The sequence below is a fragment of the Helicobacter baculiformis genome (genome assembly GCF_900197685.1).
In the GTDB taxonomy this organism is placed as follows: Bacteria; Campylobacterota; Campylobacteria; order Campylobacterales; family Helicobacteraceae; genus Helicobacter; species Helicobacter baculiformis.
The window spans coordinates 49,829-69,898 of sequence record NZ_FZMF01000002.1 but is presented as its reverse complement, the minus strand read 5'-3'; the positions used below and the strand labels follow the sequence as shown (position 1 = coordinate 69,898).

The 20,070-nt window shown below is 44.0% G+C and carries 26 protein-coding genes; 15 read left to right on the top strand and 11 right to left on the bottom strand.

All coding sequences use genetic code 11. The features are described 5' to 3' along the window. Window positions 1–11: 11 nt before the first annotated feature. Both C6G87_RS00545 and dnaG read right to left on the bottom strand, forming a co-directional pair. Entirely contained in the window at window positions 12–1,070 is a 1,059-nt protein-coding gene (locus C6G87_RS00545; RefSeq protein ID WP_104751601.1) for a 7-cyano-7-deazaguanine synthase, read from the bottom strand. After that, window positions 1,048–2,721 (bottom strand): DNA primase, encoded by a 1,674-nt coding sequence (gene dnaG, locus C6G87_RS00540; RefSeq protein ID WP_104751600.1) that lies wholly within the window; start codon window positions 2,719–2,721, stop codon window positions 1,048–1,050. The genes C6G87_RS00545 and dnaG overlap by 23 nt, the downstream gene beginning before the upstream one ends. Before the next feature lie 201 nt (window positions 2,722–2,922). On the opposite strand from dnaG, the gene groES reads away from it, so the two are divergent. The 4 genes from groES (at window position 2,923) to C6G87_RS00520 (ending at window position 6,550) form a co-directional block, all read left to right on the top strand. After that, complete coding sequence (groES, locus tag C6G87_RS00535; RefSeq protein ID WP_053941367.1) at window positions 2,923–3,267, top strand: co-chaperone GroES; 345 nt, start codon at window positions 2,923–2,925, stop codon at window positions 3,265–3,267. A 61-nt stretch (window positions 3,268–3,328) separates the two neighbouring features. Continuing rightward, complete coding sequence (gene groL, locus C6G87_RS00530; RefSeq protein ID WP_104751599.1) at window positions 3,329–4,975, top strand: chaperonin GroEL; 1,647 nt, start codon at window positions 3,329–3,331, stop codon at window positions 4,973–4,975. A gap of 46 nt (window positions 4,976–5,021) precedes the next feature. Continuing rightward, window positions 5,022–5,933 carry a DNA adenine methylase gene (locus C6G87_RS00525; RefSeq protein WP_104751598.1) on the top strand — a complete coding sequence of 304 codons (912 nt, stop codon included), beginning with the start codon at window positions 5,022–5,024 and terminating at the stop codon, window positions 5,931–5,933. A 2-nt stretch (window positions 5,934–5,935) separates the two neighbouring features. Then, window positions 5,936–6,550, top strand: a complete 615-nt coding sequence (locus tag C6G87_RS00520; RefSeq protein ID WP_104751597.1) for a GIY-YIG nuclease family protein — start codon at window positions 5,936–5,938, stop codon at window positions 6,548–6,550. 163 nt (window positions 6,551–6,713) lie between these two features. On the opposite strand, the gene C6G87_RS00515 is transcribed toward C6G87_RS00520, so the two are convergent. After that, window positions 6,714–7,484, bottom strand: coding sequence for a restriction endonuclease subunit S (locus tag C6G87_RS00515; RefSeq protein WP_104751596.1), 771 nt, complete (start codon window positions 7,482–7,484; stop codon window positions 6,714–6,716). 14 nt (window positions 7,485–7,498) lie between these two features. Beyond that, window positions 7,499–9,535 (bottom strand): HsdM family class I SAM-dependent methyltransferase, encoded by a 2,037-nt coding sequence (locus C6G87_RS00510; protein WP_104751595.1) that lies wholly within the window; start codon window positions 9,533–9,535, stop codon window positions 7,499–7,501. 102 nt (window positions 9,536–9,637) lie between these two features. Between C6G87_RS00510 and C6G87_RS00505 the strand changes: the two genes are divergently transcribed. The 11 genes from C6G87_RS00505 to rplS all read left to right on the top strand — a co-directional run bounded on the left by C6G87_RS00505 (window position 9,638) and on the right by rplS (window position 15,988). Further along, entirely contained in the window at window positions 9,638–10,120 is a 483-nt protein-coding gene (locus C6G87_RS00505) for a KdsC family phosphatase (RefSeq protein WP_104751594.1), read from the top strand. A 674-nt stretch (window positions 10,121–10,794) separates the two neighbouring features. Further along, window positions 10,795–11,193 (top strand): nucleoside-diphosphate kinase, encoded by a 399-nt coding sequence (gene ndk, locus C6G87_RS00500; RefSeq protein WP_104751593.1) that lies wholly within the window; start codon window positions 10,795–10,797, stop codon window positions 11,191–11,193. 18 nt (window positions 11,194–11,211) lie between these two features. After that, the gene (locus tag C6G87_RS00495) at window positions 11,212–11,583 is read left to right on the top strand and encodes a hypothetical protein (protein ID WP_233708931.1); all 372 of its coding nucleotides are present in this window, start codon (window positions 11,212–11,214) and stop codon (window positions 11,581–11,583) included. 9 nt (window positions 11,584–11,592) lie between these two features. Continuing rightward, a complete protein-coding gene (rpmF, locus tag C6G87_RS00490) occupies window positions 11,593–11,742 on the top strand; it encodes a 50S ribosomal protein L32 (RefSeq protein ID WP_104751591.1) in 150 nt (49 codons plus the stop codon). Between the two features lie 15 nt (window positions 11,743–11,757). Further along, on the top strand, window positions 11,758–12,789 hold the full coding sequence (gene plsX, locus C6G87_RS00485) for a phosphate acyltransferase PlsX (RefSeq protein WP_104751590.1): 1,032 nt from the start codon (window positions 11,758–11,760) through the stop codon (window positions 12,787–12,789). 16 nt (window positions 12,790–12,805) lie between these two features. After that, complete coding sequence (locus C6G87_RS00480) at window positions 12,806–13,804, top strand: beta-ketoacyl-ACP synthase III (protein ID WP_104751589.1); 999 nt, start codon at window positions 12,806–12,808, stop codon at window positions 13,802–13,804. A 48-nt stretch (window positions 13,805–13,852) separates the two neighbouring features. Continuing rightward, a complete protein-coding gene (gene rpsP, locus C6G87_RS00475; RefSeq protein WP_104751588.1) occupies window positions 13,853–14,089 on the top strand; it encodes a 30S ribosomal protein S16 in 237 nt (78 codons plus the stop codon). 2 nt (window positions 14,090–14,091) lie between these two features. Beyond that, window positions 14,092–14,364: a KH domain-containing protein gene (locus C6G87_RS00470; protein ID WP_104751587.1), complete on the top strand. Its 273-nt coding sequence runs from the start codon at window positions 14,092–14,094 to the stop codon at window positions 14,362–14,364. A gap of 13 nt (window positions 14,365–14,377) precedes the next feature. Continuing rightward, entirely contained in the window at window positions 14,378–14,890 is a 513-nt protein-coding gene (rimM, locus tag C6G87_RS00465) for a ribosome maturation factor RimM (RefSeq protein ID WP_233708930.1), read from the top strand. After that, complete coding sequence (trmD, locus tag C6G87_RS00460) at window positions 14,890–15,651, top strand: tRNA (guanosine(37)-N1)-methyltransferase TrmD (protein ID WP_104751585.1); 762 nt, start codon at window positions 14,890–14,892, stop codon at window positions 15,649–15,651. Before rimM ends, trmD begins: the two co-directional genes overlap by 1 nt. After that, window positions 15,623–15,988: a 50S ribosomal protein L19 gene (rplS, locus tag C6G87_RS00455; RefSeq protein WP_104751584.1), complete on the top strand. Its 366-nt coding sequence runs from the start codon at window positions 15,623–15,625 to the stop codon at window positions 15,986–15,988. Before trmD ends, rplS begins: the two co-directional genes overlap by 29 nt. Window positions 15,989–16,341: 353 nt before the next feature. On the opposite strand, the gene C6G87_RS00450 is transcribed toward rplS, so the two are convergent. The 7 genes from C6G87_RS00450 to C6G87_RS00425 form a co-directional block, all read right to left on the bottom strand. After that, a complete protein-coding gene (locus C6G87_RS00450; protein WP_104751583.1) occupies window positions 16,342–16,656 on the bottom strand; it encodes a hypothetical protein in 315 nt (104 codons plus the stop codon). Window positions 16,657–16,806: 150 nt separating this feature from the next. After that, window positions 16,807–17,010 (bottom strand): hypothetical protein, encoded by a 204-nt coding sequence (locus tag C6G87_RS00445; RefSeq protein WP_104751582.1) that lies wholly within the window; start codon window positions 17,008–17,010, stop codon window positions 16,807–16,809. 39 nt (window positions 17,011–17,049) lie between these two features. Then, window positions 17,050–17,454 carry a hypothetical protein gene (locus tag C6G87_RS00440; RefSeq protein WP_233708929.1) on the bottom strand — a complete coding sequence of 135 codons (405 nt, stop codon included), beginning with the start codon at window positions 17,452–17,454 and terminating at the stop codon, window positions 17,050–17,052. A gap of 171 nt (window positions 17,455–17,625) precedes the next feature. Continuing rightward, entirely contained in the window at window positions 17,626–18,318 is a 693-nt protein-coding gene (locus C6G87_RS00435; protein ID WP_158653058.1) for a hypothetical protein, read from the bottom strand. Between the two features lie 26 nt (window positions 18,319–18,344). Next, window positions 18,345–18,740 (bottom strand): hypothetical protein, encoded by a 396-nt coding sequence (locus C6G87_RS00430; protein ID WP_158653057.1) that lies wholly within the window; start codon window positions 18,738–18,740, stop codon window positions 18,345–18,347. Beyond that, a complete protein-coding gene (locus C6G87_RS08590) occupies window positions 18,685–18,918 on the bottom strand; it encodes a hypothetical protein (protein WP_199767589.1) in 234 nt (77 codons plus the stop codon). Before C6G87_RS08590 ends, C6G87_RS00430 begins: the two co-directional genes overlap by 56 nt. Window positions 18,919–18,932: 14 nt before the next feature. Further along, entirely contained in the window at window positions 18,933–19,199 is a 267-nt protein-coding gene (locus C6G87_RS00425; RefSeq protein WP_233708928.1) for a hypothetical protein, read from the bottom strand. Window positions 19,200–20,070 lie beyond the last annotated feature (871 nt).

Sequence of the window (20,070 nt, the reverse complement as noted above, 5' to 3'; positions counted from 1 at the left end):
TATACACACTCTCAGCTCATGAAGAGATATTTTTGAGCCTCTTCTCTGTGCATGGGATTTAAGTGTAACACCACATCGCCCACCTGTACACGATAAAGCGTATCAAGTTGACTTTTGCCATAACCGAGCACAATTTGCGCAGCCAAACTTTTTTCTTGTGCGCTAGCATGCTTTTCAACAAGCCCTAAAGGACCTTTGCAATCTAGTAATTCGATGCGATCCATTAATGGATGGTTAATATCTAGCTTGGTATTCTCTAACTCATTGCGCGCCACCACACAACGCGCCCCCCCCACCACCATGTAACGCCCTACTTTTACGATCACATTGTCTTGTACCACCATTGTTTGTTGAGTACTTTGGCGATGGGCTTGTAAATCTTTCAGCTTTTGACTCACACTTAAATCTGTGAGCAGACACCCCCCACTAGGATTTTCATAATGCTCTAGCCCAAGTTCTTTGATCTTAGCTAGTTGGCGCACTCGGCTACGCCCCTGCACATCCCACAACCGCGTGCGATCCACCCAACCCTGCTTTTCCATAAAGCTAGGCTCTAGCAGTTGGGCACTCATAGGTCTTAGCAAGAGTTGATCTAAAAATTGAGGCTTATTGGGGTTATTGCCCTGACGATCCAGCAAGCTATCAAAGCAACTTTCTTGCCCAAAACTACGCACGAGTTGTTGCACCTGTCCTAAAGCTTCTTTGCGTTGGCTTTTAGGGCGTTGCCCTAACACCTCCCCGCTGATCACAAAATCTGCCTGTAACTCTAAGAGTTTGTAGAAGGCCTGCCTAAACATATTAGCATGGCAATCAATGCAAGGGTTAAAGTATTTACCATAGCCGTATTTAGGCGCAAAGAGTACTTGATCAAAAAATTGTTCTTGAATGTCGCACAATAATAATTGTGCACCCACTTGTGCACTCGCTTTTTGCAAGTAATCGCGTTTATCCTTATTGCCCCCAAATCCAATATTAAAATGCAAGGCGATCACCTCAATGCCCTGTGAGGCCACAAGGTGCATGGATAATAAGCTATCTAACCCTCCGCTAAATAAGGCTAAGGCTTTCATAAAAATCTCCTTTTTTTTGTTCTAGTTGTATAGCTTTAATGCGCAAATCCATCAGCATTTCTAAGCGCTGTTCGGGACTCAGGTTTTGATATAAAGTTTCAACTTGGCGTTGTTGCTCCTGATAGCGCATTTTAAGAAATTCTACCAATTCCCCCCTAAATCCATTTTCACGTACGGGTAAACTTGTGTCTAAACGAATCTTGACCAATCGCGGATCATCAAATTTACCTGCAAGTAAAGCACTTAGCTCGCTAGCCAAATTCTCAAAGAGGGTTATTTCTAAAAAAGGACGCGCGCGGGCTAGCAAAGACACATCGTTTAAGAGATATTTGAGCAACAGAGCTTCTTGGATGTAGCGTGGCATAGAATGCTGTGGAGTAATGTGGCGAAAACAATGCGACTCTTTATGAGCTTGCAGGCGTACAAAGGCAGGGGAGATATCTAAAAGATGTGCAACCATCCCTTGATAATCTTTCTGTAGCAGAGGGGGCAAGGTATGCAAAAATTCAAGCACTTCTTGCAAGATCTGCTGTTTGGATAGAGGGTCGTGCAGATTGGCCCTTGCACACATGGTACGAATCACATAAGCAACAAAACGCGTTGGGTTTGCTAGAAGCGTGCGCATCGCTTCATCCTTGCCTTGAGCAATCAACTCTGCAGGATCTGATCCCTCTTTAAAAAGCACAACTCCCCCGCGCCTATTAGCCGTAGCAAGCATCCGTGCACCTTTAAATGCGGCTGCTCTGCCCGCCTTATCCCCATCATAGCTTACCACCACATCAGGATCAAAGCGCTCTAGCAAGGGTAAATGTTGTTCGGTTAAAGCCGTGCCTAGAGTGGCAACAGCATTATTAAAACCCACTTGATGGAGCAAGATCACATCTAAATACCCCTCTGTCAAGATGAGTTGTTGACTCTTAGCGATGTGTTGGCGCCCTTGAAAATAGCCATAGAGCAATTTAGATTTATTAAAGAGGCGACTTTGTGGGGAGTTAACGTATTTAGCCATTTGGGAGTTTTCTTGCAACACCCGCCCCCCAAAGCCCACAATCTTACCATTGGGGTTGTGGATGGGGAAGATGAGGCGATTAGAAAAACGCGCATAGATTTTACCCCTCTCATCTTGCCCCAAGACTCCCAAGTCTAAAAGGGCTTGTTTGTCTAACCTGCGGCGTTGGATAAACTCTAACACCCTAGGACCCAAGCAAAAGCCCAAGCGAAACTCCTGTATGCTTTTAGCCTGCACGCCCCGGCTGGCTAAATAATCTTGGGCTTCTTTGTGGTGCTCTAACAAATTTTGATAGCAACGCGTGATCTCTTCTAAGAGGTCTAACTCTTGGGCGGGTTGGGGTTGGGCGGTGGTGTATTCTAGGGCAACAGAAAACATGTTGGCGAGTTTTTGGGTCGCTTCTACAAAGTCTAGTTTTTCATACTCCATCACAAAGGTGATCGCATTGCCCGCCTTGCCACAACCAAAGCACTTAAAGCTATTGCGCACAGGGTTGAGGGTAAAACTAGGGGTCTTTTCATCATGAAAGGGGCAGATCGCCACATAGAGATTCCCCGCTTTTTTGAGTTCTAGGTAGGTTTGCACCACCGCCACAATGTCGGCGACTTGTTTGAGTTGATCTAGAGATTCTTGGGTGATCATGGGCGCATAGTAGCCAAGATAGGCTTATTTGTCAAAAAAGATTATTTATACTCTACTTTATAGATAATATTAGTCTATTTATATAAAGTTTGTTAAGTAAAATATTTTAATTTTAAAATAAGCCTTGACTTATCCTAGAATTTTTGTTATTATTTGGCACTTAAATTTTTAAGTGCTAATTTTTGTGCTAAAGGAGATACAATGTTTAAACCATTAGGTGAAAGAGTGCTAGTTGAAAGACTAGAAGAAGAAAAGAAAACCGCTTCTGGGATTATCATCCCTGATAACGCCAAAGAAAAACCCCAAATGGGCGTGGTCAAAGCCGTCAGCCACAAAATCAGTGAAGGGTGCAAATGCCTTAAAGAGGGCGATGTGGTGGCGTTTGGCAAGTACAAAGGCACAGAAATCGTACTAGGCGGGAAAGAATTTATGGTTTTAGAGCTTGAGGATGTGCTAGGCGTGGTGGATTCTTGCTGCCATGGGCATGAGCACGGGCATAAAAAAGGCGATCACAAACACGAGGGCGACTGCTGTCATAGCCACTAAGCTAGACTTTGGGGCGTTTTAGCGCGCCCCTCCCATTCATACAACAAAAAAAGGACAAACAATGGCAACTAAAGAGATCAAATTTTCAGACAACGCACGCAATAAACTTTTTGAAGGTGTGAAACAACTCAATGACGCGGTTAAGGTTACCATGGGACCTCGCGGGCGCAATGTGCTCATTCAAAAAAGCTATGGCGCGCCTAGCATTACCAAAGACGGCGTGAGCGTGGCTAAAGAAATTGAGCTCGCCTGCCCTGTAGCCAACATGGGCGCGCAACTGGTTAAAGAAGTGGCGAGCAAAACTGCCGATGCGGCTGGGGATGGCACCACCACCGCCACCGTTTTAGCTTACAGCATTTTTAAAGAAGGTTTGCGCAACATTACCGCTGGGGCTAACCCTATTGAAGTCAAACGCGGGATGGATAAAGCCAGCGAAGCCATCATTGCTGAGCTGAAAAAATCTAGCAAAAAAGTGGGTGGCAAAGAAGAAATCACCCAAGTTGCGACCATTTCGGCTAACTCCGATGAAAAAATCGGCAAATTAATCGCCGATGCGATGGAAAAAGTGGGCAAAGACGGCGTGATCACCGTTGAAGAAGCTAAGGGAATTGAAGATGAACTAGATGTGGTGGAGGGCATGCAATTTGATCGTGGCTATCTTTCTCCCTACTTTGTTACCAACGCCGAAAAAATGACCACCCAGCTAGAAAACGCTTACATTTTGCTCACAGATAAGAAAATCTCTAGCATGAAAGACATTTTGCCCTTGTTGGAGCGCACCATGAAAGAGGGCAAACCCCTTTTGATCATCGCTGAAGACATTGAGGGCGAAGCGCTCACAACTCTAGTGGTCAATAAACTTAGGGGTGTACTCAATGTGGCAGCGGTCAAAGCCCCCGGCTTTGGCGATCGCCGTAAAGAAATGCTCAAAGACATCGCAATCCTTACAGGCGGGCAAGTGATCTCTGAAGAGCTAGGCAAAACCCTAGAAAACGCCGATGTGAGCGATCTAGGCGTGGCGGCGCGCATTGTGATTGACAAAGACAACACCACCATCGTGGATGGCAAGGGTCAAGCGCATGCCGTTAAAGATCGCATCGCCCAAATCAAAACCCAAATTGAATCCACCACCAGCGATTACGATAAAGAAAAACTTCAAGAACGCTTGGCAAAACTCAGCGGTGGCGTGGCGGTGATTAAAGTGGGTGCGGCTTCTGAAGTGGAAATGAAAGAAAAGAAAGATCGCGTAGATGACGCGCTTTCTGCCACCAAAGCCGCCGTAGAAGAGGGCATTGTGATTGGTGGGGGCGCGGCTCTCATCCGTGCCGCCCAAAAAGTGCATTTAGAATTGCACGAAGATGAAAAAGTGGGCTATGAAATCATCAAACGCGCCATTAAAGCTCCTCTAGCCCAAATTGCGGCCAATGCGGGTTACGATCGCGGTGTGGTGGTCAATGAGGTAGAAAAGCACAAAGAAGCCCATTTTGGTTTCAACGCGAGCAATGGCGAATATGTGGATATGTTTAAAGCGGGCATCATTGACCCCCTCAAAGTAGCGCGCATTGCTTTGCAAAATGCGGTGTCTGTCTCTAGCTTGCTCTTAACCACAGAAGCCACTGTGCACGAAGTTAAAGAAGACAAGCCTGCTCCTGCTATGCCTGATATGGGTGGCATGGGCGGTATGGGTGGCATGGGCGGTATGATGTAGCCTTGCCTTTGCTTTTTGGAGGGGGCAAGGAGGGGGAATTTCTGCTATGTATTCAGTCAAAAAATCTCTTTTCTTAGAAAATCTGCGTTCCCAAAAGTTGCGCTACAAACGCTACACTAAAAGCCCTTTGCGCTATGGCGGGGGTAAATCTTTGGCGGTGGGCTTTATCTTAGAACACATGCCCGCTCGCCTCACAAGGGTTATTAGCCCTTTTATGGGCGGAGGGAGTGTGGAAATCGCCTGTGCTAGAGAACTGGGCTTAGAGGTGTTGGCTTTTGACATTTTTGATATTTTGGTGAATTTTTGGCAGGTGCTCTTAAAAGATAAAGCGCGTCTTTATGAAGCCCTGCTTGCACTAAAACCCACGCAAGACACTTATAACACCATTAAAGCCGAGCTCAAAGCGCATTATCAAAAAGAGCGCGTATTAGACCCGCTCATTCTAGCGCGGGATTATTATTTTAACTTCAACTTGAGTTATGGCCCCGGGTTTTTGGGCTGGATGAGCAAGATTTATACCGATGAAAAACGCTACCATAACGCCCTAGCTAAGTTAAAAAACTTTGATGCCCCCACTTTAAGCGTGCAATGTGCAGACTTTAAAGAAGTGCTTTTAGCCTACCCTAATGACTTTGCCTATTTAGACCCACCTTACTTTTTAGAGGGAGATTCTAAGATGTTTAAAGGGATTTATCCCATGCGCAATTTTCCCATACACCATAATGGTTTTGCCCATGAAGAATTAGCCCAAATCTTAAAAACACGCCCCGGACCCTTTATTTTGAGTTATAATGATTGCGCCTTTGTACGGGAGGCGTATCAAGATTTTAACATTGTTGAATTGGCATGGCAATACACGATGGGGCAGGGAGAAACCAGAATGGGCAAAAACCGCTTAGAGCGGGGCGATGTGGGGTATGTGAAAAAGTCTCATGAACTTTTAATTATTAAGGAGTGAAAATGCGCATTTTAGAAGTCAAAACAGCCTTTAAAATCGCAGATGTGGAGTTTGTGCCCGGTAGTACAAAACTTAACTTCAATTATCTTAAAGAATTGAGAGATGAAGACCACAATCCCCTACCCCAAAACATTTTGAGTAAAAATATCACCCGGGTGTATTTAATTGTTGTGGATGGGATGATTAAAAAGATCGGGGGCTCTCAAGCACAAGGGGGGATTAAAAACACCCTAGAAATTTATAGAGATGGGGGTGTGAAAGGGAGACCGAGCATCCGCAGTTTTGGGATTTGGTATTTTCTCTACCACACCATTTTATCGGGCAAAAAGATAGAATTTTACATGATTTATCAAGATAATTTTAAGGCGCATGTTAAAGGTTTATTGGGGCTACACGAAGTGCCTGAGCCTTCTCTTAGCTATAAATTTTTAGAAAATGCGTGTCTATTAGATTACCAAAAAGTGATGGGGTGTTACCCTGAGTGGAATGTCCAAGAGCAGGGCAAGGATTGGCCCAGTGAGGCTAAAGACACCCACGCCCGCCTTTTACAAAACGCCCAATTAAGGGAGAAGAAAATTAAAAGAGGGGCGATCAAAGATCCCAAGATAGATAAATGAGGCATACGATCTCTAGTGTGCACGGTATTCCCCCCACAACCGAGCGATGCTCATTCTCTTTGTCCAAGTGCATTTGCTATAAAATGTCCTCACAAGCTCTTTAGTTTTTGCTTACATGCTATCTTCTTGCATACATAAAGAGAGGCGCAAATCTTTCTTGTGTTCAAACAGGCATTTCTAGTGTGTCTTGTACAATCCTAGCCACAGCCTCCATGTCTCTTTCAAACAAGGCATAGACATCTAGCACTACCCCCTTAGCGCGCACCACCCCGGCCACCCCCCTTGCATAGATGGCGTGGTAAAAAGTCTGCGGCTTGGTCTGTATTTGTACCCCAAAGCTTCTCCAACACGCCCCCTCCCCTCCCCGCGAACGCCTAAAGTAATTTTCAAGGACTTCAAAGGCATGTGTTTCTTCTGGGGTTAGCTTGGTGTCCTCTAATCCTGTTACTTTTAGATACGCTTGAAGTTCCTTTATAAAGGCTTCCATTGCCTCAAAAGCAATTTCCCCATTGGGGGTGTGGGGCAAAGAAAAGCGCAGCTTTTCCATATCGCTAATTGTGCAATTAGTGCCCCAACTTAAATGGGCGACCGACTTTTGTAAAGCGATAGCGACAAAAAGCCCGTTATGCCTGTTAAGAGAGAATTTAGGCACAAGAATCTTAAGGTTATTCCCCGTAAAATAGGGTCTTTCTTGGTAAAACACGCTAAAAGTGTCCATCGCAAAACTTAAAGTATTGCCCGGGTTTAGAAAGACTTCATCTTGTTTGATAAAGCCCCTAATGCCGTTGTTGCGCGCACTCCGCACCACATAAGGGTAAAAATACTCTTTGGGCTTCTCTTCAATATCTAAAGTGTTGGCATGAAAAATCTTACAGCTAGAGCGCACCTCAAAAATCCCCCTTAACTGCACCCCACGCCACTCTAAAGCTTGCAAAGCTTGGTAGCTTTTTAGGCGTGGGTTAGGGGCTTTCCCTCCGTGCCTTTGAGCACTAAGGACACTTCATAGGCTAGAAACTCCGCTACGCTCCCTTTAAAATTCCCCATTTGGGGCATGGTGTCGATTTTTTGGTGCTGGGCATAGGTCCAGTCCTTGCCCTTTAAATTGATGGTGTCCTCTATGTAGTGATCTTTATAAAAGTTGGTTGCGCGCTTTTTACCTAGCGCAAGGGCAACAAGCTCAGCGTAACGCTCCTTAGCGTGGTCGGTGTCGCGTAAATTTGTGCTAGCTCTTGCCTTTTTGCGCGCCGCGCGGGTGTAGCCATCGTTGCTAAAGTCGATGAATTTCACTAATTTATCTTCAGAGTGAGGTGTGCCCACTTCAAAGACATAGATCGCCGTCTGCACGCTGGATTTACCCACAAATAAATCAGTGGGCATTTTAATACTGGCTAATAGAGTGCTGTGTTCTAAAATCTCCTTGGTGTAAGGCAGTCCATTCCCACTCCCCGCATTTTCTTGGATGATCACCACCGCGCGCCCCTTCTCCATCCTCTCTAAGGCCCTCTCTACAAAAATAAAGCCCTTGCCCTCAACACTATAAGGGGGGTTGAGTAAAAACACATTGGCAGGGAAGCGTTCGTTCTCTTTGCCTTCCCCTTGTTCGTAAAATCCCTCAAATTCCTTAAGGCTGTCTTTGTGCAAAAAATTCGCACTCCCATCGCCAAATAAAAGCATGTTCAGCACGCCCAGCAAGTAAATATCCGCCCTCTTTTCAATGCCTAAAAGTTGGTAGGCTTTAATGTGGGCGATCTTTTTCTCTCTCTCTTTGGGGTTGGTGATTTTTTCCTTGCAATCATTAATCATTTTATTCATGCTAGAGATCAAGAACGCCCCCGAGCCCGTGGCATAATCCCAAACATAAGAGTCCTTATTGACTTGGGCGAGTTCCACCATCAAATCCACCACCTCACGGGGGGTTAAAACGACATCGTTATAATCATCATTTTGCACTTTTAACCACCGGGTCAGACAATTAAAAAGTCTGCCCGCAATGTCTGCACTGCCGAGCTTTTTCACTAAGGGGAAAATGTGTTCTAAAAGCCACCCATAGGTTCTTTTAAGTGGACTTTCTACACTGCTATAAGCCCCTCTGTATTTTTTGCACGACCACAGACCAGAGTGGAGAAAGGCACGCTCTAACTGATTCATCACGAGGTTTATCTTGTTTTTGGGTAACTTCTTATTTTTTAAAAAGACTTTGATTCTATCTAAAAAAATTGCCCCGTCATTAAATTCATCGTCTTGTCCGCCTTTTAAATCCTCTACTCTTAGGGGTTCTATCGTGTCAGCAACCCCAGTTGCTGCCATGATCATACCCACAAACAAACCTACACGATCATTAGGGTTAAGCCCCTCGACTCTTTCAAATAAGAATTGATCAAGGTCTTTTAGTTGCTTTTCTGTCTCGCTCTCTAAATCCTCAATGGCTTTATTGCGCTCTGCCTCGCTTAAGGTGAGCTCATTTAAGGTTTTTTCTAACTTTTCTAAATCCGCCAAAATCCCCAAATCACTAAATTCTCCGATCTTTTGGGGCACGGCTAGGTGCTTGGTGTTGAGATAGTAAAGGGCGTATTCTTTGTAAAGCTTGCCTTTATCCTCATAGCCATTGATCCCTATGGCGATCGCCTCGTTGTAGCTGTAGCTATAATCTAAAATCGCATTGGCGTAGTGCAACGCTCCATTGAGGGCGTAATTTTTAATGGCATTGGTGGTCAGCTCTGGGCTGTAGTCTTTATCAAACTTGGCTAAACGCCCCTTAAGCCCCTTGACCTCGATCATCACGGGCAATTTGCGCGCGCTGGGCGTGTTTAAAAGCAATTTGAGATCGGGGTAATTCTTGCCACTCCCCCCGCTTTTTGAGGGGGCTTGTTCTAACGCCCTTTGGGTTTCCTCGTTGATGGGGGCTGTCTTGGCGTAGTAGGCGATCTTGAGATTTTCTAGTTCTCTTTTAGTTTGGTCTTCTATAGTTTCTTCTTGGCTGGACATATTTTCCTTTCATCAAAATAGGGAATTATAAGAGATTTTGACTTGGTTTAACCTCCTGCTGTGCTAGAATACCCCTTATTTTCCAAATATTAAAGGAATGCCATGCACCAAATTAAAGTCTTTTTATGCGATTGTGATGGCACGCTCACTGATGGGGGGATGTATTATTTAGAAGATGGCAGGCAATTTAAAAAGTTCAGCGTGGCTGATGGGATTGGCTTTGAATTGCTCAAGAATGTGGGGATCAAAACGGGCATTCTCACCGGGGAAATCACCCCCATTGTAGAGCACCGGGCTAAAAAGCTCAAGGTAGATTATCTCTATCAGGGCTGTAGTCCACAGGGCAAATTGGAAGCCGCACGCGCAATTTGTGCGCAAGAAAGGATCGGTTTAGACCAAGTGGCTTATGTGGGCGATGACATCAACGATTTACCTCTTTTGGAGCAAGTAGGCTTAAAAGCATGCGTACAAAACGCCCAAGAGAGTTTGAAAAATCTACCCGGGATTCTTATTTTAAACAAACAGGGGGGGCAGGGTGCACTAAGAGAACTGATTAATTTAATCTTAGCATGTCATCAGTTCTAAAGGGAGTATCTGTTACCCGATACATAAGCGTGTCGCATTGTAAAATTTGATTCGAACCATCTAATTTAAGGGGCTTGCATGGTAAAAGTGGTGTTACGGAATGGAAATGTGATTAACAAGGTATACAAGGTGGGGATTTAGTTGGACTGTCTTATTTTTGCCCCTTTGTACTTTTACCGCTCCGCCGTAAAGCCCCTAGCTTTAGTTATGGGGATATAATGGCTAGCATTAGCAGTTCTTATACTGATATCTATCTCACAATCAAGGGATCATACCAGGGTTGGAGCATAATCTTTAGAATAGGGAACACAAGACTCCAAGGCGAGCTGTCCTGTTTAAAGCATGAACTCTGCTAAAGTTAGAATCCCTCAATGTTAGCTATGAGAAGCATGTCAAGAATCAAGCAACACAATAGGTAGGTTTTGGGACATATTCCCCTCTTGTTTGGCTGTATTATGGCTTTCTTCTACAATAAAATTTATTTTACACGGATGGAGTGATCCTTAGTCTCATAACATGGTTTGTATTACACATAAGCGCGTCCGATAGCATAAAATATGGTGTATATGCAATTCTAGGCAGGGTGCTAGGCAAAATACAAAGGACCTTTAAGCTAAAAATTTTGCAGTTCCTGTTATAATCGGCGGTTTAGAAGATTGATTTTAAGGACAGGAATGGCGCAGACCCTTTCGATTATTAAGCCGGATGGTGTGAAGAAGCGCATCATTGGCAAGATTATTACACGCTTTGAAGAGGCGGGTTTGGAGGTTGTTAAGATTAGGCGCTTGCACCTAAGCCCTACTCAAGCACAGGATTTTTACGCTGTGCACAAAGAGCGCCCTTTCTTCAAGGATCTAATGACTTTTATGACTAGTGGCGAGGTGGTTGCGATGGTTTTAGAGGGGGAAAACGCGGTAGAGAAAAATCGCGAGTTGATGGGAGCAACTGATCCTAAAGTTGCTAAACCGGGCACTATCAGGGCAGATTTTGCAGATAATATTGACGCAAATGTCGTGCATGGGAGTGATAGCGAAGAGAATGCCCAAAGAGAAATCGCGTTCTTCTTTGCTTGACTAGCCGTGAAATTAGAGATGCGCAAGATTGGAGCAGCTGCTAAACATTTTTGTGTCAAAGAGGAGGGGTTGTGTTGGGAAGGAGAGGTAAGGCGCGCGCAAGCCAAGCTCTACTTGGTAGAGGGGAAGCTATACGGGCACTTGGAGGTGCAATGTGCCTCAAGTGGAACGCTGTTCGAAAAGCCCATTTCCCAAGAGATGGTGTTGTGTATCTGTGATGGGCTTTATACGAGTACGGACAGAGAGTGTTATGTTGGGGGGAAAATACTAGATAGTATGGATGTGGTGGAAAGTTTTGATGGATGTATTGATTTAAGTGCACTCTTGCATGCTGAGATCCAATCTATTCGACAAGACTACCATTATGCCAATCAAAACCAAATTCAATAAAGGATAATTATGGCAGTTCCTGATAGACGCGTGAGTAAAACTAGAGGTAGAAAAAGGCGTACACATTATAGCGTGAAGCTGGCAATGCCCGTTAGAACTAAGGAAGGTAGCTGGAAGTTACCCCATTTCACCGACAAATTTACGGGTGCTTACAAGTAGTGCCGGACTAGGGCAATGAAGATTGTCATTGATATGATGGGGGCGGATCTTGGGGTTCTGCCCGTCATCGAAGGAGTTTCTAAGGCGCTTAGTTCTACGGCTTTTGAAGCCGTTTTAGTAGGCGATAAGAGCAAGGCGAAAGCGTTTATTTCTAAGGATCTAGCCTCTAAGGTGGAGTTAATCCACTGCCCAGATTATATCCGTATGGAAGAGCATGCTACAGACGCACTCAAGCGCAAGGAGTCTTCGATTTTTGTGGCGATGGACATCTTGAAGAATGGGGCGGATGCACTGGTTTCAGCCGGGCATAGTGGAGCGACTATGGGGCTTGCTACACTCAAAATCGGACGTATTAGGGGGGTTAGTCGCCCAGCGCTTTGCACTCTTATGCCCTCTATCAAGGAGCGTGCGAGTCTATGTTTAGATGTGGGAGCTAATACAGATTGCAAGGCAGAATATCTTTTGGATTTTGCCATCATGGGTTACCAATATGCCAAAAGTGTTTTGGGCTATGAAAACCCAACCGTGGGACTTTTATCTAACGGCGAGGAAGATAGCAAGGGAAATTTAATCACTAAAGAGGCTTTTAAGCTGATCAGTGAATATCCTCTTTTTAGTCACCATCCTGAAAACGCTCCCATTTTCAAAGGCAATATAGAGGGGAGTGATATTTTTGACAATATTGTTGATGTGATCGTGTGCGATGGATTCGTGGGGAATGTGGTGTTGAAAACCACAGAGGGTACAGCTAGTGCGATCGGTTCTGTCTTTAAAAGCGAAATCAAGCATAGTTTGGGGGCTAAGGTAGGGGCAATGTTGCTTAAGGGCGCTTTTTGCACTCTTCGACAAAAGACAGATTATGCAGAATATGGCGGTGCACCCCTCTTGGGAGTAAATAAGGTGGTCATCATCAGTCATGGTAAGAGCAATGCGCGGGCAATGGAATGCGCTATTTACCAAGCTATTAGAGCTAAAGAAAGTGGGGTCTGCGAAACAATGGCACTTGCCTTTGAGCATAAACAAGCTCCCAAAGAAGTACCTAGCTAGAGCTTAAAGGAGAGACATGCCTTATGCGGCGTTAAAATCTGTGGCATCGTATGTGCCAAAAACCTGTATTGAGAACAGCGCGTTTGAACCCCTTTTAGATACAAGTGATGAATGGATTCAAAAACGCACGGGGATTCAGACGCGCTATTTTGCCACAGATGAGGAACAAAGTAGCGATTTAGGGGTTAAAGCAGCTCAAATTGCTATCGAGCGCGCAGGGATTACTAAGGAAGATATTGATTTGGTGTTGGTAGGCACGCTGAGTCCAGATTATATGTGTATGCCTTCAACTGCATGCGTTTTGAGCGCTAAGCTAGGTTTACAAAATGTACCAAGCATGGATATTTTAGCCGCATGTAGTGGATTTATCTACCTGCTTGCTACGGCAAAAGCCTTTATAGAAAGTGGCATGTATGCACATGTTTTAATCGTGGGGGCAGAGCGTTGTTCCAGTATACTAGATTTTGAAGATCGCAGTACTTGTGTCTTATTTGGTGATGGAGCGGGTGCGTGTGTGGTTGCGCGCACAGAAAATATCAAAGAGAGCATCCTAGATGTTAAGATCGCTTCTAATGGTCAACATGCTAATTACCTTTACACACCAAGGACACTTAAAAATAGCTCCTTTGTCCATGCTCATAACACTTCAACACAAGCTCTTCAAATGAAGGGTAATGAAGTGTTTAAGCTCGCAATTAAAACCCTACTTAAGGATGTGGAGGACATTTTGCAAAGTAATGCGCTAGAACCCAAAGATATCACTTACTTTATCCCACATCAAGCCAATTTGCGTATCATTCAGGCTGTGCAAAATCAATTGTCTTTCACTCCTGAGCAGGTGGTGTTGACTGTACAAAAATATGGCAATACCTCAGCGGCAAGTATTCCGATGGCAATGAGTGATATTTACGAACAAGGCAAGCTTAAAAAAGGCGATCTGATGCTTTTAGACGCTTTTGGAGGAGGTTTGACATGGGGTTCAGCTTTAGTTTACTATGGAGGCGGTCAAGCTTAATTTTAGGCAAAAGCGTTAGAATTTAACTTTAATAAAGAAAGGATTGCAATGACAGTTGTCAGACTTACACGCGTAGGACGCAAAAAAAAGCCTTTTTATAGGGTAGTGGTTACGGATTCTAGGAAAAAGCGTGATGGAGGCTGGATCGAGTCCATTGGTTACTATAACCCTTTAAGTGATCCTAAGGTGGTACACATCGATCATACCCGTTTGGCTTATTGGAAAAGCGTGGGGGCAAAAATGAGCGAACGAGTCTCTAAGTTGGCTAAAGGGGCACAAGCCTAAATATGCAAGAAGAGGCATGTGTAGAGACATTTCTCCTAGAGTATTGCAGGAAGATTGTAACTTATCCCCAGGTTGTGGAGGTGCGCTCTACCCTGCTTGAGGATAATCTCAAGGAGATTGCCATCTATACCAATCCTGTAGACATGGGGCGTGTGATCGGCAAAGAAGGTAAGATGATCAGCGCGCTTAAAGCCTTTATCTCGGGCATGAAAGCTAAAAATGGCTTGAGCTATAAGCTTGTGGTACTTGCCGCTGAAAATCCCTATGTGCTCTAAGTTAGAGGATTTAGTGGTTGTAGGGCACTTGGGCAGGGCTGTGGGCTTGAAGGGTGGACTGAAGCTCGCTTTGGAGGGCGATTTTATAGAGTGTTTGCAGTCAGGCGTGCGCGCCTATGCTTACCATACTGCCTTAAAACCCACTTCTCCAATATCTCTAAGTATTGCACGCTTTGAAGCTCAAAAAAAATTGATCTTTTTTGAGGAAATCCAAAGCCTAGAGCAGGCTAAGACTTTAGCGTGTTCTGTCCTAGCAATGAGTCAAGAGGATAGTCTGAAATATTGCCCTTTGCGAGAGGGTGAATTTTTATACTTTCAATTGCTAGGCTTGCAGGTTGTAGAAAAGGAAGAAGTATTAGGCGTGGTGGTGCGTATTGAAAGACTTGCTAACACAGACTATCTTTTTGTGCAAAATACACAAAAAACCTTCCTGATTCCCTACATTGATGCTTACATTGTACGCGTAGATTTGCATTCTCAACGTATTCATACCCACAATGCCAAAGGACTTTTAGAAGAGAGTTGATGCACTTTAGCTTTCTTACCCTCTTTCCCAAACTTATTGCTTTTTACTTTGAGGATTCTATTCTCAAACGGGCTTTGAACCAAGGTATTTTCACTTTAGAGATTACAAATATGCGCACCTTTTCGCCTCACAAATTCCAACGCGCAGATTTCGCCCTTGTAGGCGGGGGTGCGGGACAGATTCTAGATCCTTATATGGTGGAAAATGCGCTCAAAAATGTGCAAAGTGCGAGTGCGCATGTGATCTTTTTAACCCCCAGTGGTAAACGCTTTTGCCAACAAGATGCTAAGCGCTTAGCGACTCATCAACATCTCGTTTTAATTTGTGGGCGTTACGATGGATTTGATGAACGCCTGATTGAAGCTTATGCTGATGAAGTCTTGAGTATCGGAGATTTTGTACTTACAGGGGGTGAGTTAGCTAGTTTATGTCTGTGTGATAGTGTTGTACGCCAGCTTGAGGGCACGCTGGGCAATGTGCATTCGTTAGAGCAAGAAAGTTTCGAGGACTATTTGTTAGAAGCGCCCAATTTTGCCCGAACACCCTTTTTAGATACCCCTAGTTGCGCGCACGCGCCTACTATTTCAGAGTATTCAAAGGGAAATCATGGTAGAATAAAGATTCTTATGCGCGATTTATCCATGGATAGGACGCGGTTTCACGCCCCTAGTCTCTATGCCTTGAATCGCTCGCTACAGACTTTTAACCCATTAACCGCAAGAAAGGGCGATGATGAAAAACCGCTATATCCAACATTTTGAGGACACCCAAATTAAAAACCAACCTCCCGTTTTCAAGGCAGGTGATACGATTAAGCTAGGTATTCGTATTCAGGAAGGCGATAAAGTGCGTACGCAGTATTTTGAGGGCGTGTGTATCAGCCTGCGCGGGTCTGGCGTGGATAAAACCTTCTGTGTACGCAAGATTGGTGCGAATGGGGTTGGTGTTGAAAGGATTTTTCCCCTCTATGCAGAGAGTTTGGTGAGTATCGAAGTGTTGCGTATTGGACGGGTGCGCCGTGCTAAACTCTACTATCTGCGCCAACGCAAAGGTAAGGCGGCTAGAATTAAAGAAGTACGTAAGAGAGAGCTTGCTTAAGCATTGACGATAAAACTCTAGGTTTTTTGGGGGCTAGTTTCAAAGATGCGCGCATTGGGCAGCAATTATGAAGCCTTGCCTCGCTTTGTCCTTTAATTCCAAAAGTCTCAATTTGTCAAAAAGAATGAGAGTTTTTCATTAGTATTCCTTGTTTATCCATATTCTGCTAGTCGGCACTAAAAAGGCAGTGATCCCGCTTTGAATCTGAGCTGTACTTTTTGCATGCCTCTTGCAGTGCCTTGAGATTGAGAAACTTGCACCTACCTTTTGCAAAGCATGCACGCCTTAACCTATACAAGAGCATATCATTACCAAAATCTCCGTATCCGCTGTCTGCATATGTTCCTATGAAATCATCTAGTTCCTCCTTGCCCCAAAAATACAGAATCGACGGAATCTAACGCAAGGTTAATACCATCTCCAACGGGGCATCCTTCGGGGTATCCTTGTGGATCGGAGTCGTGGCAGAAAAAAACCTTTATACCATAAGTTTTTAGGTAAAAACGCCCACCCAACATTTCAAAAGCGTATTGGTCTTTGTAGTGGTGATCGTCTACAAAGCCTTCGCTCCCCTCTGAGACAACCAAAAGATTATTTTTAACCTCAATGGATACAATTGCATCTGTGTAAAATTCCTTAGATAATTGCCCATTGTGTAAAATGCCCATGCATGCGTACAAACCATCAGGAGCGGGTCTAGCGGAACTCAACGCAGCGCAACCCCGATAAAAGATCTACAGTATGGGAATCTGTCTTATTGGGTTTATCGTGGAGATTTTCGCCCCCTGTGTGTGAATTTATGTTGTCATAGATGGTTGCTACCCATTGCGCGTCATTAAAAAGAGTGCATAGATTTGGATCTTGAGTTGTATACCCATTTTTTTCCAATACTCCTTCCACCGGTCATCCACCCATTTTTGCACCACGGCTTGCGCCTCTTTGAGTTCTAAGGCGTGCAGGTTTTGGAGGCATAGACTAAAGATAAAGACTAGCACCCCTGTAAAAATCTCTTGTGTGTCCATGGGTCTTAGTGTAATTTGGGTTTTTAAGCGCGGAGTAAATTATTGAGGGGTTTTAGGATGTTTGATCGCAAAATAGGCGTTGATGTCTTCATCAGATAGGTCGGAGAAAAACTTAATAGGCTTGCCGCGCGCATAAAGCCAATAACCCCATTTATTCTCCATTTTGACTCTTTGCTGGGGTGTAACCAAATAATTATAATCCTTATCCACGACAATATAGGGGATATGATTAGCCTCTGCATAGTTCCTAGTTACATAGTTGTCATAGCTGACATCGTCAGCCATGACATAAAAAGCCTCTTCGCCCATTTCTTTTTTGGTTTGGGCGATCTCTGCATCGCTAAAATTAGCCGTGATGATACATTTCTGACACTGGATCACAAAATCCTTAGCTTCAAGACACATCAGAACTAACAACAAGACAAACGCGTATCTAACAAACACAGCTACCTCCAAGTTTGAAAAGTTTCAAGATAGAAACAATTTTTTAGCATCTATAAACTTTGGGTTTTTTAATGCTTCAAGTCCATGGATTTCTCTCTTAAAACTTAGGGTTTGCTTCAGAAACATAGTGCCTACTTAAAATCTAGTTTCATAGATGACCCTAGCATGTGGTTAATAAACTTCTGTCTCTGCGCGTGGATGGCAAGCTAAAGCCCGGCAAACTAAATACTTGATGGCTGTATTGGGCGGCCACCCATAAGCGTCAAGTTGTCCTTGTCTATAGGCCTGTAAAGTATTTTCCTCTAAACTCCATCTTTTTTCAGATTTACCCACTTTTCTTGTCAGCTCTATTTTTCCTTCACGGCTTTTAAAATCCCAAGTGTAACCAAAGATTTGCACCTTGCCTTTGTAGCTGCACGCCTCATAATCTGCGAAAGACAAACCATATTGGTCGGCAGAGGGGTCACCGGGGTATTCCATAGAGTTTAGCAAATATTTTTCCATCTCCCGTGTGGTTCTTGGATGAGAAAAACAAGTTATCCCCTTTTCCTTTCCCCGATCATCTATACAGCGATTACGCTTGGGATCGTATTTTAAACCAACTTCTCGACACACTTCTAAACTATTTTCTGCTCTTTGTAAGGAGAGCACACGCACCTTTCCGGTGGCTTTTTTAAGGTGTTTGAGGGGCTTGAAGAAATAGGATTTTAAAAAGAATCGCGCCCAACTTGCATGTTTGTAAGCAGGATCATATTTATAGAAATACTCATAATCCAAGGGGCCATGCTCTCGATCCCAATAGTGCTTTTGGGCTAACAAGGGCAAACATAAAAGCCAAACTAACAGACAGGTTTTAAGGTTCATGGATAAAGCACCTTTGCTAAAATTTCTCAAATCCCACATTCAGCTTCTTTAGAAGGATCGCCAAAAGTGCGCCATTCTTTGCCATGTATAAGGGTGATATACCCATCATCATATCCCGTATTATAGTCCCAAATCTTGCCATCTAGTTTGACTTGTCCTTTGAGACGACGGGGGTAAGTGCAAAAGAGTGCTGGCGGACCCATGGAGACATGCGTGTACTTCTTGGCAGTTTGTAAAAGGTGGATGAGTTTTCTTGTATGGAAATTAGCGACTTTCTTTAGATTGCAAACTTCTGGCGCGGTTCCCACACCATTTGGATCAGAAACATAGACATGCCTGCTTAAAATCTGAACGCTGTGGAAATTTTTAGCCCCTAGAAAAGGGGCGATTAAAATAGAGAAACGCCCTCTTTTGTTTTTCATCTTTAATAGCGATGCGCCCATGCGCGTAGAGATCGGGCTTGTGTCTGCTAATCAACTCCTTTTCAAGATGCGTGGTTTTATCTGCATTGTATTGGTTTTTGCTTCCCCGGCTCTTGTTCTTCTTGCACTCCCTCTTGGACTGTTTAGCGTTGCTCTTGAGGTGCTTCCTCCTCCTCAATCTCCAACACCCCCTTAGCCTTGCGGTTCTCCCTTAAGTATTAAAGGAAAGTTCTTATCTGTTATCACCAAAGAAATGTTTTCAGCCATAACAATTTTTTGGTTGTCAATTTCTAATAAATCTGTGGCGATGGTAGGGGGAATATTGGCTAACTTGGTGCAAGGAGTAGGGAAACCTGCAATGTTGTTAGTGCAACCCACAATGCTAACTTGGACTAAATCTTTCAAGCCAATACAGCCTGCATCATTGACACTAAAGAGTTCTTTAGTGCTAGAGATCAATTTTACTTGACCTTGAGGGGGCACTCACAAGTGTCTGTCTCTAAGAGGGGGTGGGGGCACAAACTTCCCTTTGTTTTGTGGATTTTCCTTGTTTTATTTGCGGTTAGTATTTTATTTTGTTATGGTAAACATGGGGGAGCGGGGCTTAATAGTTGGTTAAGAGCGGATCCTTTTCAGCTACCTTAATTTTCAAGTTAAACTTGGCAGGATATAGCGCAAAAATCTGAATTTTTGTCAAACTATCTACAATGACACTTCTTAATATGCATCTTAGTTCTAGTAGTTGTGACAATAATTTCGACAATCTAAAAAGTAGCTCTGATATAATTTTCCTGCGAGAATGAAGAGAACCAACACCTATAACTTGCGCGCCAACTGCCCTAAGGCAATGAGCTTAGGAGTCTCGCGCTCTTCTGTGCTTGAGCCTGAACAAGCCACATTCTTATAATACTAACGATAACGAAACTACTTCTGTCTCCATACGATAAATTCTCATGATGTCCCTGCGCTAGCCTTGAAATGGTTTCTATTCTCTCTTGTGTACCTAAAATCTCTCTACCGAGTAACCCCAAATTCCATATGTATATCACATAAATCCTTTGAGTTTGTTGTGACCAATCGCGTTTGATTGATTGAGTCTTGAGAGGGCAATTCGTATACCATAACATGGCTCCTAATGAACCTGCTGAGCAATTAGGCTTATAGATAAATAGTCCTCTCTTTGCTTACCTGCCAAGGGCGCGCAATACTTCTCTACTCCTCTTGGTTTCTGGCAAAATAGGCTGACTTGCATGATCAGGCATACCAATATCCACCGCCCCATCACCCAAAGCTACAACATTAAAAACCCAATCGTTTAAGTCCTTTTGCA